Raw genomic sequence first — 12,768 nt, forward strand, 5'->3', positions numbered from 1 at the left:
CACCCGCACGCCAGTCGGCGGCGGAACAACTGAACCGGGCGGACCGGGCCTCCGGCCGCCCCCTCAAGCCCCCCGCGACGGGAGTACCCCATGACCTCCGCCATCGCCGCCCCGCCCCGGTACCGGGTCACCCTCGCCCGTGACGAGGACGACGTCAGGGCCGCGCAGCGGCTGCGGCACGACGTGTTCGCCGAAGAACTCGGCGCCACCCTGCGCCCCACCGCCGAGCCCGGGCTCGACACCGACGCCTTCGACGCCTACTGCGACCACCTGCTGGTCAGGGACGAGGGCACGGGCCAGGTCGTCGGCACCTACCGGCTGCTCCCGCCCGACCGGGCCGCCGTCGCAGGACGGCTCTACTCCGAGAGCGAGTTCGACCTGCGCGCCCTCGCGCACATCCGGCACTCCCTCGTCGAGGTCGGCCGCTCCTGCGTCCACCCCGACCACCGCGACGGCGCCGTCATCGGCCTCATCTGGGCGGGCATCGCCCGCTACATGACCGACAGCGGCCACCAGTGGCTCGGCGGCTGCTGCTCCGTACCCCTCGCCGACGGCGGCGCCCTCGCCGCGGGCACCTGGGACCGGGTGCGCGCCCGCCACCTCGCGCCCGAGGAGTACCGCGTCACCCCGCTGCTGCCCTGGGACGACGCGGGCGTGCCCAGGCCCGTGCGCACCGAGCTGCCCGCGCTGCTGCGCGGCTACCTCCGGCTCGGCGCCCAGATCTGCGGCAGGCCCGCGCTCGACCCCGACTTCGGGGTGGCCGACCTCTACGTGCTGCTGCCCATGAGCCGCGTCAACCCCCGCTATCTGCGCCACTTCCTCGCACTCGCCCCCGCGTCATGAGCTTCTGGCAGCCCACCGCGCCCTGCACCCCCGACGCCTGCGTGCCCGCCGCCGCGGGCCCGGTGGCACCTGCCAGGGCCGCCGCGCGGCTCGCGGTGCTCGCGGCCGTGTTCTGCGCGGGCGTCGCCCTCGTCCCCGCCGTCGCCCGGCTCCCCGCCGCCCCCAGGGACCGGCTGGTACGGCTCTGGTGCCGCGCCCTGGTGCGCTGCGCCGGGGTACGGGCCCGGTTCACCGGCACGGCGCCCCGCGACGGCGGCCTGCTGCTGGTCGCCAACCACATCTCCTGGCTCGACATCCCGCTGCTCGCCGCCGTCCGCCCGGCCAGGATGCTCGCCAAGCGGGAGATCAGGGACTGGCCGGTGGCGGGCAGGATCGCCGCGCTCGGCGGCACCCTCTTCATCACCCGGGACCGGCCGCGCGCCCTGCCCGGCACCGTCGCCGGGATCGCCGAGGCGCTGCGGGCCGGCTCCGCCGCCGCCGCGTTCCCCGAGGGCAGCACCTGGTGCGGCCGGGGCCAGGGCACCTTCCGCAGGGCGGTCTTCCAGGCCGCGGTGGACGCCGGGGTGCCGGTGCAGCCGGTGCGCATCACCTACCGACTGGCCGCGGGGGAGCCGAGCACCGTGCCCGCGTTCGTCGGCGGCGACACCCTCGCCGCCTCCCTGTGGCGGGTCGCCGCCGCCCGGGGCGTCACGGCCGAGGTGCGGGTGCTCGCCCCGCTCACCGACCACGAGGGCGGCCGCCGCACCCTCGCGGGCGCCGCCCAGGCCGCCGTCGTCCCCCTCGCCACCGCCGCCCGCGACGACCACGCGCCGGGCACAGGACACGTACCGGCACCGCGCGATCCCGCGCCGCGCCCCGTGGCCGTACGCCCCCGCTACCTGCCGAGGCCCGCGAGCCGGGCCAGCCGGGTCAGGGAGTCGACCAGCGCCGCACGGTCGTAGGTGCTCGTGGTGACCAGGACCTCCCGGGCCCCGGTCGCCTCGACCAGCTCCGCGAGTTGGTCGGCCACCTGCTCCCCGGTGCCCGCGACATGCCCGGTGAGCGCGGCCTCGTAGAACTCCCGCTCCCTGGCCCCCATGGCATGCCGCGCAAGCTCCTCGACGTCCTCGGCGGGCAGCAGCGGCGGGAAGCTGCCGTGGGTGCGGGAGTACGCCGCCGACCACGCCTCGGGCAGCAGCAGCCGGTGCGCCTCCTCGGGCGTCCCGGCCACCGCCACCGTCGACGCCACCACCACATACGGCTCGGCCGCCCACACCGAGGGCCTGAACTCCTTGCGGTAGCCCTCCACCGCCTCCACCAAACGCTCCCTGCCCCGCACCGCCGCGATCACCAGCGGAAGCCCCAACCGCGCCGCCGTGCCCGCACCGGCGCCGGTGGCCAGCACGAACGGCGGCACCCGCAGCCCCTCCGCGGGCCTGGCCCTGGCGTCGGGGGAGTCGCCGAGGAACCAGCCGAGCAGCTCCCGAAGCTGCTCGGCGAACCCCTCGGCGTCGTCCTTGCCGTGCCCGAGCGCCCTGCGCACCCCGTCCGTGAACCCCACGGAACGGCCGAGGCCCATGTCGACACGGCCGGGGAAGAGGGAGGCGAGGACCCCGAACTGCTCGGCCACCACATAGGGCCTGTGGTTCGGCAGCATCACACCGCCCGTGCCCACCCGTATCCGCCGGGTGGCCGCCGCCACCGCCGCCGCGAGCACCGTCGGCGCCGACCCCGCGACACCCGGCACCCCATGGTGCTCGGAGACCCAGAAGCGGTGGTAGCCGAGCGCCTCCACACGCCGGGCCAGCCGCACGGTGTCCCGCAGCGCCTCGGGCGCCGAGTGCCCCTCCCGCACCCGGGAGCGGTCGAGTACCGAGAACCTGGTGGATGCCACGACAGAACTCACCCTCGTTCCAACGCCCGTACGCCGCCAGGATTCCCGCACCCGGCGCCGCCGGGCGGGCCCCACCGGCCCTCGTGGCCTCGTGGCCTCGTGGCCTCGTGGCCTCGTGGCCTCGTGGGGGAGCGTTTAGGCTGGCCGGGTGACGGCATCGAGACCGCTCGCCCTGTTCGACCTCGACGGCACCCTCGCGGACACCGCGCACCGCCGGCGCTTCCTTGAGCGCCGCCCGCGCGACTGGCGCGGCTTCTTCGACGCCGCGCCCGCCGACCCGGCGCTGCCGCGCGGGGTGGCGCTGCTGCGCGAGCGCGCCGCCGACCACGAGATCGGCTACCTCACCGGCAGGCCCGAGCGGTGCCGGGCCGACACCGTCGCCTGGCTCGCCCGGCAGGGGCTGCCCGAGGGCACCGTGTGGATGCGGCGCGACGACGACCGCCGCCCGGCACGCACCACCAAGCTGGAGGCGCTGCGCCGCATCGGCCGCCGTCGCACCGTTGGCGTCCTCGTGGACGACGACGCCCTGGTCTGCGAGGCGGCGCGGCGCGCCGGGTTCACGGTCGTCCACGCCGACTGGTCCGCCCCGTCGGGCGCGCTGCGCGACGCCCAGGAGCGCCAGGGCAGGACCTGACACGCGGGCGCCCAGGGGCCGGGTGTGTGCGTGGGGCCGGGTGCGTCAGTCCTCGTCCTCGATCCGGAAGCCGACCTTCAGACCCACCTGGTAGTGCTCCACCCGGCCGTCCTCGATCTGGCCGCGCACCTCGGTCACCTCGAACCAGTCGAGGTTCCTGATGGTCCGCGACGCCCGCTCGATGCCGTTGCGCACCGCCTGGTCCACGCCCTCGTGCGAGGTCCCCACGATCTCGGTGACCCGGTAGGTGTGATCCGACATGGCCGCACTCCCCTCTCCGACGCCGTACGGACGCCGACCGCCCGGGGGCGGCCGGCGCACCGCTCTTACGTTCCGAGTCTCCCGTGCGGGCGCGCTCATGCCACCCGGGGCACCGCCGGAGGACACCGCGCCGCCCGGCCCCGCCTAAAGAGCCGCTAAGGCGCCATGCCCCGCAATGGAGGCGAGAGGCGTGTGCGCGGTCCCGCGCGGCACCCCCGCAACGGACTGGACGGTGGCAACCATGACGCGATTCTCGGCCAACCTGAGCCTGCTCTTCACCGAAGCGCCCTTCCTCGAACGCTTCGCCGCCGCCAGGGAGGCCGGATTCGCCCTCGTCGAGTGCCAGTGCCCCTACGGGGTCCCGCACGAGGAGATTGCGAGGCAACTGCGCCGCACCGGAGCCGAGATGGTGGCGTTCGCGCTGCCCGGCGGCCGGGGCTGGGAGGGCGAGCGTGGCGTCGCCTGCCTGCCCGACCGCCGCGAGGAGTTCTGCCACGGCGTCGACCTCGCCCTGTCGTACGCGGGCGGCACCGGCTGCCGCACCCTGATCTGCCTGCCGGGCCGCAGACCACCGGGCCTCGACCACGCGGCGGCCTGGAACACCCTGCTGGAGAACGTCGCATACGCCGCCGACCGCTGCGCCGAGCACGGCGTCGCCCTGCTCGTGCAGCCGCTCAACCCGGTGGACGCGCCCGGCTGCCCGCTGCCCGGTGTCAGCGACACGCTGCGGCTGCTCGACGACCTCGACGGGCCGGGCGCCCCCGGCGGCGCGCCCACCGCCGGTGTCTGCTTCGACGCCTACCACGTCCAGCGCGCCGAGGGCGATGTGACCGCGCGTCTCGCCGCCGCCTTCGACCGGGTCGGACACGTGCGGATCGCCGACAGCCCCGGACGCCACCAACCGGGCACCGGCGAGCTGAACTACGGTTTCCTCCTGGAGGAGCTGGACCGCCTCGGCTACGGGGGCGCCGTCGGCCTCGCCTACCGGCCGGAGCCGACCACCGAGGAGTCCCTGCGGCAACTGCGGTCGACGCTCCTCGCACCGGACACCCCCGGCGCACCTGACGTCCAGGACAAGGAGAGAGCAGGGCTATGAGCACCGTCGCATTCATCGGCCTCGGCATCATGGGCAGCCCCATGGCCGCCCATCTGGCACGGGCAGGACACGACGTCGTCGGCCACAACCGCACCCCGGGCAAGGAGGGACCGCTGCGCGAGGCGGGCGGCCGGGCGGCCGGAAGCGTCGCCGAGGCGGTGTCGGCGGCCGAGGCGGTGGCTCTGATGGTGCCCGACACCCCGGACGTGGAGGCCGTACTGCGCGGCCCGGACGGGGTGTTCGCGAACGCCCCCGCGGGCGCACTCGTCATCGACTTCTCCACCATCAGGCCCGACGCCGCCGCCGCGCTCGCCGAGGAGGCGGGCAGCCACGGCCTCGGCATGGTCGACGCCCCCGTCTCCGGCGGCGAGGCGGGTGCGCAGGCGGCCACCCTCTCCGTCATGGCGGGCGGCTCGGCCGCCGACTTCGAGCGGGCCAGGCCGCTGCTCGACACCGTCGGCAAGACCGTCGTCCACGTCGGACCCGGTGGCGCGGGCCAGACCGTGAAGGCCGCCAACCAGCTCATGGTCGCCGCCCACCTCCAGGCGCTCGCCGAGGCCGTGGTGTTCCTTGAGGCCCACGGCGTCGACCTGCCGAGCGCCCTCGACGTGCTGGCCGGCGGCCTGGCCGGCTCGGCGGTGATCACCCAGAAGCGGGAGAAGATGCTCACCCGGGAGTTCGCCCCCGGCTTCCGCGTCGACCTGCACCACAAGGACCTCGGCATCGTCGCCGCTGCGGGCCGCGAGGCGGGCCTCGCACTGCCGCTCGCCGGTGCCCTCGCCCAGCTCATGGCCTCCGCGCGGGCCTGCGGCGACGGCGGGCTCGACCACTCGGCGCTGCTGCGCGGCGTCGCCAGGTCGAGCGGCCTCCCGCTCGACCGCCCCGCGGACTGACCCGCCACCCCCGCGGCGGTCCCGGCGACGGCGCCGGGACCCGCCCGCGGGCGGCGGCCTCAGGCCCGGCTCAGCGACAGCGCGAAACGGCCCGCCGCGTCCGTCCACCACTCGGCGAGTTCCAGCCCCGCCGCGGCCAGTTCGTCCCGCACCCCGGCGCGCCTGAACTTCGCCGACACCTCCGTGCGCAGCTCCTCACCGGCGCGGAAGTCCACCACCAGGTCGAGCGCGGTGACCTTCACCGTCTGCGCGTGGCGCGCCCGCAGCCGCATCTCGATCCACTCGCGCTCCCGGTCCCACCGCGCCACGTGCGCGAACGCGCCGGGGTCGAAGTCGGCGCCCAGCTCCCGGTTGATCACCCGGAGCACATTGCGGTTGAACTCGGCGGTCACACCCGCCGCGTCGTCGTACGCGGCCACCAGCGTGGCCTCCTCCTTCACCAGGTCGGTGCCGAGCAGCAGGCTGTCGCCCGGCGCCAGCAGCGCCCGTACCGACGCCAGGAACGCGGCGCGCTCCGGCGGCAGCAGATTGCCGACGGTGCCGCCGAGGAAGGCGACGAGCCGCGGCCCCGGCGACGCGGGCAGTGCGAGGGGCGCGGTGAAGTCGGCCACCAGCGCGTGCACCGTGAGGCCCGGGCGCTCCGCGAGCAGTTGCCCTGCCGCCCCGGTCAGCGCGCTCTCGCTCACGTCCACCGGCACATACGTGTCGAGCCCGCCGAGCGCGTCCAGCAGGTGCCGGGTCTTCGCGGAGGAGCCGGAGCCCAGCTCCACCAGGGTGCGCGCGCCGCTCGCGGCCGCCACCTCGCCCGCCCTCGCCAGCAGGATCTCCCGCTCGGCACGGGTCGGGTAGTACTCGGGCAGCGCCGTGATCTCCTCGAAGAGGTCGCTGCCGCGGGCGTCGTAGAACCACTTCGGCGGCAGCGTCTTCGGCTCGCCTGTCAGGCCCGCGGCGACGTCCGCGCGCAGCGCGGCGCCCGTGACGTCCTCGGGCAGGGTCCTGGTGATGCGGTACGGGCTCACGGTGACTCCTTGAGCGGGGTCAGGGAAACGGGCTCTGTGCCGTCGGGTGCGGGGCGGGCGACGAGCAGGGTCCTGTCGGGCACCTCGCGCCAGCGGGGGTCGTCGTCGTACGGCTCGGAGGCGACCACGACCCGGGCCCCGGGGCCCGTCAGGTACCAGAGCGTGTCGCCCCACGCCGTCGCCATGACCGCCCGGCCGTCGGTCAGCAGCAGGTTGAGCCGGGAGCCGGGTGCCGCCCCGGCCACCTCGGCGACCACGGAGGCGAGCGCGTTGCCCGCGTCCTCGGGGCGGGCCGCGCCCATCATGTCGCCGGTGCGCAGCCGTTCACGCACCAGCGCCCACAGGAACGCGGCGTCGCAGCGCGCCTCCAGGGTCAGCAGGTCACCTGCGGGCAGCCGCGCCGCCGGCCGGGCGAGCGAGCCCGGCCAGCCGCTGACCGCGCCGTTGTGCCCGAAGAGCCAGGGCCCCTCGGTGTACGGGGCCGCCGCGGCCTCCCCGTCGGAGCCCGACTCGGTGGCGTCCCTGACCGCGGCGAGCAGCGCCCCGGTGCGCACCACCCGGCCCAGGTCGGCGAAGGCCGCGTCGCCCCACACCGGTCCTGAGCGCCGGTAGCGCGCCGGGACCGGATCGCCCGGCGCGTACCAGCCCACCCCGAACCCGTCCGCGTTCACGGTGCCGTGCCGCTGTCTGCGCGGCGCCCACGACTGCCGGTAGAGGCCGTGCGGCGGCGCCACCAGCACCTGCCCGAACGGCACCTCGGGGCCGACGTAGGCGAGCTGCCGGCACATCAGCCGGCCTCCGTCTCCGCCTCGCCGGGACCGGCGTCCCGCGCGGTGCGGAACCCGGCGAAGATCTGCCGCCTGACCGGGTAGTCCCAGTTGCGGAACGTGCTGCGGGCCGTCACCTCGCCGACGGCGAAGGAGCCGCCGCGCAGCACCTTGTACTCGGGCCCGAAGAACACCTCCGAGTACTCCCGGTACGGGAACGCGACGAAGCCCGGGTACGGGAGGAAGTCGCTCGACGTCCACTCCCACACGTCACCGACCAACTGCCGCACCCCGAAAGGCGACTCGCCCGCCGGATAGCTCCCCGCGGGTGCCGGGCGCAGATGGCGCTGGCCCAGGTTGGCGTGGGCCGGGGTCGGCTCCGCGTCGCCCCAGGGGAAGCGCCGGGAGCGCCCGGTGGCCGGGTCGAACCGCGCGGCCTTCTCCCACTCCGCCTCGCTGGGCAGCCTGCGCCCCGCCCAGCGCGCGTACGCGTCGGCCTCGTACCAGCTCACGTGCACCACGGGCTCGTCCGGCGGCACCTCCTCGGTCACCCCGAACCTGCGCCGCACCCACCCCGCGCCCTCCCTGCGCCAGAACAGCGGCGCCTCGATCGCGTGCTCGCTGCGGTACGCCCAGCCCTCGTCGCTCCACCACTGGCGCCGCAGGTAGCCGCCGTCCGCCATGAACAGCAGGTACGCGCCGTTGGTGACCGGCGCCGTGTCGAGGAAGAACGGCGGCACGAGACGCCGGTGCGCGGGCCGCTCGTTGTCCAGCGCCCAGGGCTCCGCCGTGGTGCCCATGGTGAACGCGCCGCCCGGCACCAGCACCTCGGCGGGCCCGGTGAACGCCGCGGGCGCCGGGTCGGGCGCCGTGAGCGCGGCGGGGCCGCGGCGGAGCTGGTGCGTGATCAGCATCGTCTCGTCGTGCTGCTGCTCGTGCTGCGCGATCATGCCGAACGCGAAGCCCGCGTCGGTCAGCGGCGAGCCCGTCAGCGCGGCACGCTCCAGCACGTCGAGGGCCCGGCCGCGCACCTCGGCCGCGTACGCCCTGGCCTCTGCGGGCGCCAGCAGCGGCAGCGAGGGGCGCTCGGCGCGCGGATGCTCGAACGCGTCGTACAGCGGGTCGATGTCCGGCCGCATCGCCTCGCGCCCCGCGACCGCCCGCAGCAGCCACAGCTCCTCCTGGTTGCCGATGTGCGCGAGATCCCACACCAGCGGTGACATCAGGGGGGAGTGCTGGGCCACCAGATCGGGCTCGTCCACGCAGTCGGTGAGCAGCGCGGTCCGTTCCCTGGCCCCGAGCAGGGCAGCGAGGGCGCGCCCGCGGATGACGTCGGGGTCCCCGGTGTGCCCCGGTGTGTCGGTCATGGCGTGACGTCCTTCCCCTGGACGGTGAACTGGTCGCTGGCCGGCCGCGCGGCGGAGGCGAGTGCGTCGGCGAACTCGTCCGCGGGGCTGCGCCCGGGTGTCACATGGCGTTCGGTGTACGCGTCGACGGCGCGCCGCACCGCGGGGGACGCGCCCAGCCGCGGCAGCGCCTCGCGGGCCGCGGCGAAGCAGTCGACGGCGGCCTCGTGCAGCTCGGGGTCGGTCATCGCGTCCCGCGCCGCGGCCCGCCACAGCTCGTCGGCGGGCGGCGGCTTTGGCCCCGCGCGCTCGGCGAGCGGCTTCACCACGCGGTACGCGGTCTCGGCCGCCGCCGGGTCGTCGAAGAGCGCGCACACCACGGCGAGCGGCACGATCCAGCCGTCGTCGCCTGGCTGCGCGTCGATCATGCGCAGCTCCAGATGGCCGCGCGGGCGCACCGGTGGGAACAGGGTGGACAGGTGGTAGTCGAGGTCGGCGCGGGTCGGCGGTCTTGGCCGGCCGCCGCGCGCCCAGTCGAGGAAGGAGAGGCCCTCCGGCACCAGCCAGGGCCCGTCGTCGTCGGCGCGCACACACATCACGGGCGCCGCCAGCGCCCGCGCCGCCCACGCCGCGCGCGGCTCGGCCGTCAGGTCGGGCGCCGCCGACCTGCCAGGATCGATCTCGGCCCACAGCAACTGCCGGGTGGACCGCCAGCCGGTGGCCTCGCCGTGCAGCAGCGGGGAGTTGGCGAACGCGGCCACCAGCACAGGACCGAGGAGATGGGCGAGCCGCCAGCGCCGCGCGTGGCCGAGCGGCCCCGGCGCCTCGTGGCCCGCGTCCACGCACACCTGTACCGAGGCCGAGGAGCACATCATGGCCCTTCCCTCGGGTCCCGCCCGGTCGAGACAGCTCTCCAGGGCGTCATAGCGAGGCTCCCGCAGCAGCCGCACGGGGGGCCGCCAGGGATCGGTTCCCAGGCCGGTGAGAACGAGCCCCATGGGGCGCAGTGCGCCGCGTACCGCGGCGAGGTCGGCGCTGACGGCCGACACGCAGGCCATGAGGGAGGAGGCGGGCGGCGAGCTGAGTTCGAGCTGGCCGCCGGGTTCGACGGTGAACGCCGAACGCAGGGGCAGTGCCCCGAGCGCCGCCCTGACGGCGGCGAAGCGAGCGGGGGCGATGGGTATGTGCGGCCGTCCCGCCTCGTGGACCAGCCACTCCACCTCGACCCCGACGGTGCGCGGAGGGCCCGTCTTGAAACAGATGCCGCGCACCAGCGAGTCGAGCCCTACCCCCGTATCCCGCCCCGCGGGCGGGAACACCGTGCTTCCCGTCACGTGACACACCCCCCGCCGCGACAACAGCCGCGGCCCGCGGCGGCGGTCAGCGCCAGCCGTACCGTTCCCGCAGCCGGTGCACCACCAGATTGAAGCGCATACGGTCCAGCGCGCACGCCTCGCGCCGCATGCCCTTGTCGTGTACCCGCAACACCCGATCCAGATCCACCCATGAGTCACGGCCCTCCCGGTCCCACGGTCCGCTGCCGATCGGTACCCACTCCCGGTCCCCGTCGTGCCGCTTGCTGGAGAGCTGCACGGCGAGCAGGGTGCCCGCGTCCTCGCGGGCCACCACCAGGACCGGCCGGTCCTTGCCCCGGCCGTCGTTCTCCTCGAACGGTACCCACGTCCAGACGATCTCGCCCGGATCGGGATCACCGTCGTACTCCGGCGCGTACTCGGTGCGCACCGTGCCCACCCGGTCCGCTCTCGCCTCGGTGGTCGCATGGGGCCCGGTGCGCCCCGGTACGTCGTCGCCGGTCCGGTCTTCGATGCTGTACGTCACCCGGGTTACGTTAAGCCCCCGGCCGAGCCGCTTCCCACCCCGCACCGCTCACGGGGCGAGAACGCGACGGTGCGGCCGGGGCGCGTACCGGGCCGTCCCGGCACGCGCCCCGCGGCACCGCTCAGGCGCTCTCCTGGCCGTCGCCCTCGGCCTGCTGCTTGGCCTCGGCCTCGGCGATCGACTTGCGCACCTCGTCCATGTCCAGCTTCCTGGCCTGCCCGATCACGTCGTCAAGGGCCTCCTTCGGCAGCGCACCCGGCTGGGCGAACACCGCCACCTGGTCCCGCACGATCATCAGCGTGGGAATCGACTGGATGCCGAACGCCTGGGCAAGCTCGGGCTGCGCCTCGGTGTCGATCTTACCGAACACCAGATCGGGATTGGCCTCGGCCGCGCTCTCGTACACCGGCGCGAACTGGCGGCAGGGACCGCACCAGGACGCCCAGAAGTCGAGCAGGACGAACCCGTGCTCGGTGACCGTCTGGTCGAAGTTCTCCTTGGTCAGCTCCACGGTGCTGCTCATTGATGACTGCCTCTCGTGGTCTTTCGGTACGCGGTCCCGCGTCCGGTGAAGCGGTTGCCACAACCCGCCGGTCCGCTGCGATATTCCGCGCGCGTACCCATGTGGCCACGCGGCACACCTCGCGCCAGACTGCTCCCATGACGGAAACGAACCAACGCGCCACGTACGAGTACGACGTCGTGGTCATCGGCGCGGGCCCCGTGGGCGAGAACGTCGCCGACCGGGCGCGCGCCGGCGGCCTCAGCGCCGCCATCGTGGAGAGCGAGCTGGTCGGGGGCGAGTGCTCGTACTGGGCCTGCATCCCGAGCAAGGCCCTGCTGCGCCCCGCGGTCGCCCGCTCCGAGGCCCGCCAGGTGCCGGGGCTCAGGGGCGCCGTGGGCGGCCCGCTCGACGTGCCCGCGGTGCTGGCCAACCGCGACGCCTTCACCTCCGGCTGGAACGACGACGGGCAGGTCGCCTGGGTGGAGGGCATCGGCGCCGTGCTGCACCGCGGCCACGGCAGGATCACCGGGGTCCGCACGGTGTCGGTCACCGCGCCCGACGGCTCCGAGCAGATTCTGACCGCCCGGCACGCCGTCGCCGTCGTCACCGGCAGCCGCGCCGTCCTGCCCGACCTGCCGGGCATCGCCGACGTACGCCCCTGGACCAGCAGGGAGGCCACCGCCGCCGACCACGCGCCCGGCCGCCTCGTCATCGTCGGCGGCGGTGTCGTCGCCGCCGAGATGGCCACCGCCTGGAACGCGCTCGGCTCCCGGGTCACCCTGCTGGTACGCGGCGGCGGCCTGCTGGAGCGCATGGAGCCCTTCGCCGGGGAGCTGGTCGCGAAGACCCTCACGGAGGCGGGCGCCGACGTGCGCACCCACACCTCCGTGGCGGCGGTGCGGCGCGACGGCGACACGGTCACCGTGGAGCTGGAGGGCGGCGGGACCGTCGAGGCCGACGAGATCCTCTTCGCCACAGGACGCGCCCCCCGCACCGACGACATCGGACTCGACACGGTGGGCCTCGAACCCGGCTCCTGGCTCACCGTCGACGACACCATGCTCGTCGAGGGCACCTCCTGGCTGTACGCGTTCGGGGACGTCAACCACCGCGCCCTCCTCACCCACCAGGGCAAGTACCAGGCCAGGGTCGGCGGCGACGCGCTGGTGGCGCGCGCCCAGGGCGTGCCGCTGCTGGAGACCGACCGCTGGGGCGCCCACGTCGCCACCGCGGACCACGCCGCGGTGCCCCAGGTGGTCTTCACCGACCCCGAGGCCGCTTCCGCGGGCCTCACCCTGGCGGAGGCCGAGGCCGCGGGCCGCCGGGTGCGCGCGGTCGACCAGGACCTCGGGGCGGTCGCGGGCTCCGCGCTGTACGCGGACGGCTACCGGGGGATGGCCAGGATGGTCGTGGACGAGGACACCCGCACCCTCGTCGGCGTCACCTTCGTGGGCCCCGGCGTCGGCGAGCTGATCCACTCGGCCACCGTCGCCATCGCCGCCGAGGTCCCCGTCGACCGGCTCTGGCACGTGGTTCCGTCCTTCCCCACGATCAGCGAGGTCTGGCTGCGGCTCCTGGAGTCGTACCGCGACGGCTCCTGACCGGTACGCGCCGGTGCCGCGCTCCCCGGGGGGGAGGGGAGCGCGGCACCGGCCGCCCGGTACGGGGAAGCGGCGGCCCCGGATACCGCCC

Annotated in this window: 14 protein-coding genes; 6 read left to right on the plus strand and 8 right to left on the minus strand. The window is 75.4% G+C overall.

What is annotated here, in order from left to right; genetic code table 11:
• The first annotated feature begins 90 nt into the window (after nucleotides 1-90).
• Complete coding sequence (locus ACIBIW_RS23755) at nucleotides 91-843, plus strand: GNAT family N-acetyltransferase (RefSeq protein ID WP_399339001.1); 753 nt, start codon at nucleotides 91-93, stop codon at nucleotides 841-843.
• Complete coding sequence (locus ACIBIW_RS23760) at nucleotides 840-1,784, plus strand: lysophospholipid acyltransferase family protein (RefSeq protein WP_399339002.1); 945 nt, start codon at nucleotides 840-842, stop codon at nucleotides 1,782-1,784. Before ACIBIW_RS23755 ends, ACIBIW_RS23760 begins: the two co-directional genes overlap by 4 nt.
• On the opposite strand, the gene ACIBIW_RS23765 is transcribed toward ACIBIW_RS23760, so the two are convergent.
• Complete coding sequence (locus ACIBIW_RS23765; protein ID WP_399339003.1) at nucleotides 1,718-2,728, minus strand: MsnO8 family LLM class oxidoreductase; 1,011 nt, start codon at nucleotides 2,726-2,728, stop codon at nucleotides 1,718-1,720. The two genes, ACIBIW_RS23760 and ACIBIW_RS23765, sit on opposite strands and share 67 nt — an antisense overlap.
• A 136-nt stretch (nucleotides 2,729-2,864) precedes the next feature.
• Here ACIBIW_RS23765 and ACIBIW_RS23770 point away from each other — a divergent pair, with 136 nt between their 5' ends.
• Nucleotides 2,865-3,350, plus strand: coding sequence for a hypothetical protein (locus ACIBIW_RS23770; RefSeq protein ID WP_399339004.1), 486 nt, complete (start codon nucleotides 2,865-2,867; stop codon nucleotides 3,348-3,350).
• Between the two features lie 45 nt (nucleotides 3,351-3,395).
• Here ACIBIW_RS23770 and ACIBIW_RS23775 read toward each other — a convergent pair whose 3' ends face one another.
• Nucleotides 3,396-3,611: a dodecin gene (locus tag ACIBIW_RS23775; RefSeq protein ID WP_399339005.1), complete on the minus strand. Its 216-nt coding sequence runs from the start codon at nucleotides 3,609-3,611 to the stop codon at nucleotides 3,396-3,398.
• 241 nt (nucleotides 3,612-3,852) lie between these two features.
• Between ACIBIW_RS23775 and ACIBIW_RS23780 the strand changes: the two genes are divergently transcribed.
• Nucleotides 3,853-4,707: a hydroxypyruvate isomerase family protein gene (locus ACIBIW_RS23780; protein ID WP_399339006.1), complete on the plus strand. Its 855-nt coding sequence runs from the start codon at nucleotides 3,853-3,855 to the stop codon at nucleotides 4,705-4,707.
• The gene (locus ACIBIW_RS23785) at nucleotides 4,704-5,600 is read left to right on the plus strand and encodes an NAD(P)-dependent oxidoreductase (RefSeq protein WP_399339007.1); all 897 of its coding nucleotides are present in this window, start codon (nucleotides 4,704-4,706) and stop codon (nucleotides 5,598-5,600) included. The genes ACIBIW_RS23780 and ACIBIW_RS23785 overlap by 4 nt, the downstream gene beginning before the upstream one ends.
• A gap of 59 nt (nucleotides 5,601-5,659) precedes the next feature.
• Here ACIBIW_RS23785 and egtD read toward each other — a convergent pair whose 3' ends face one another.
• The 6 genes from egtD to trxA all read right to left on the minus strand — a co-directional run bounded on the left by egtD (nucleotide 5,660) and on the right by trxA (nucleotide 11,157).
• Nucleotides 5,660-6,619 carry an L-histidine N(alpha)-methyltransferase gene (egtD, locus tag ACIBIW_RS23790; RefSeq protein ID WP_399339008.1) on the minus strand — a complete coding sequence of 320 codons (960 nt, stop codon included), beginning with the start codon at nucleotides 6,617-6,619 and terminating at the stop codon, nucleotides 5,660-5,662.
• Entirely contained in the window at nucleotides 6,616-7,407 is a 792-nt protein-coding gene (gene egtC / locus ACIBIW_RS23795; protein WP_399339009.1) for an ergothioneine biosynthesis protein EgtC, read from the minus strand. The genes egtD and egtC overlap by 4 nt, the downstream gene beginning before the upstream one ends.
• Nucleotides 7,407-8,753: an ergothioneine biosynthesis protein EgtB gene (gene egtB, locus ACIBIW_RS23800; protein WP_399339010.1), complete on the minus strand. Its 1,347-nt coding sequence runs from the start codon at nucleotides 8,751-8,753 to the stop codon at nucleotides 7,407-7,409. The genes egtC and egtB overlap by 1 nt, the downstream gene beginning before the upstream one ends.
• Entirely contained in the window at nucleotides 8,750-10,066 is a 1,317-nt protein-coding gene (egtA, locus tag ACIBIW_RS23805; RefSeq protein WP_399339011.1) for an ergothioneine biosynthesis glutamate--cysteine ligase EgtA, read from the minus strand. The genes egtB and egtA overlap by 4 nt, the downstream gene beginning before the upstream one ends.
• A gap of 46 nt (nucleotides 10,067-10,112) precedes the next feature.
• Nucleotides 10,113-10,571 carry a type II toxin-antitoxin system PemK/MazF family toxin gene (locus tag ACIBIW_RS23810; RefSeq protein ID WP_399339012.1) on the minus strand — a complete coding sequence of 153 codons (459 nt, stop codon included), beginning with the start codon at nucleotides 10,569-10,571 and terminating at the stop codon, nucleotides 10,113-10,115.
• 121 nt (nucleotides 10,572-10,692) lie between these two features.
• Entirely contained in the window at nucleotides 10,693-11,157 is a 465-nt protein-coding gene (gene trxA, locus ACIBIW_RS23815) for a thioredoxin (RefSeq protein ID WP_399339013.1), read from the minus strand.
• Nucleotides 11,158-11,231: 74 nt separating this feature from the next.
• Between trxA and ACIBIW_RS23820 the strand changes: the two genes are divergently transcribed.
• Nucleotides 11,232-12,677 carry a dihydrolipoyl dehydrogenase family protein gene (locus ACIBIW_RS23820; protein ID WP_399339014.1) on the plus strand — a complete coding sequence of 482 codons (1,446 nt, stop codon included), beginning with the start codon at nucleotides 11,232-11,234 and terminating at the stop codon, nucleotides 12,675-12,677.
• Nucleotides 12,678-12,768 lie beyond the last annotated feature (91 nt).

Source organism: Streptomyces sp. NPDC050560 (genome assembly GCF_044457285.1).
GTDB lineage: Bacteria > Actinomycetota > Actinomycetes > Streptomycetales > Streptomycetaceae > Streptomyces.

Coding starts and splice junctions, on each gene's coding strand:
- ACIBIW_RS23755 (WP_399339001.1), top strand. CDS start 91: ATGACCTCCGCCATCGCCGCCCCGCCCCGGTACCGGGTCACCCTCGCC.
- ACIBIW_RS23760 (WP_399339002.1), top strand. CDS start 840: ATGAGCTTCTGGCAGCCCACCGCGCCCTGCACCCCCGACGCCTGCGTG.
- ACIBIW_RS23775 (WP_399339005.1), bottom strand. CDS start 3,611: ATGTCGGATCACACCTACCGGGTCACCGAGATCGTGGGGACCTCGCAC.
- ACIBIW_RS23780 (WP_399339006.1), top strand. CDS start 3,853: ATGACGCGATTCTCGGCCAACCTGAGCCTGCTCTTCACCGAAGCGCCC.
- ACIBIW_RS23785 (WP_399339007.1), top strand. CDS start 4,704: ATGAGCACCGTCGCATTCATCGGCCTCGGCATCATGGGCAGCCCCATG.
- egtC (WP_399339009.1), bottom strand. CDS start 7,407: ATGTGCCGGCAGCTCGCCTACGTCGGCCCCGAGGTGCCGTTCGGGCAG.
- egtB (WP_399339010.1), bottom strand. CDS start 8,753: ATGACCGACACACCGGGGCACACCGGGGACCCCGACGTCATCCGCGGG.
- ACIBIW_RS23820 (WP_399339014.1), top strand. CDS start 11,232: ATGACGGAAACGAACCAACGCGCCACGTACGAGTACGACGTCGTGGTC.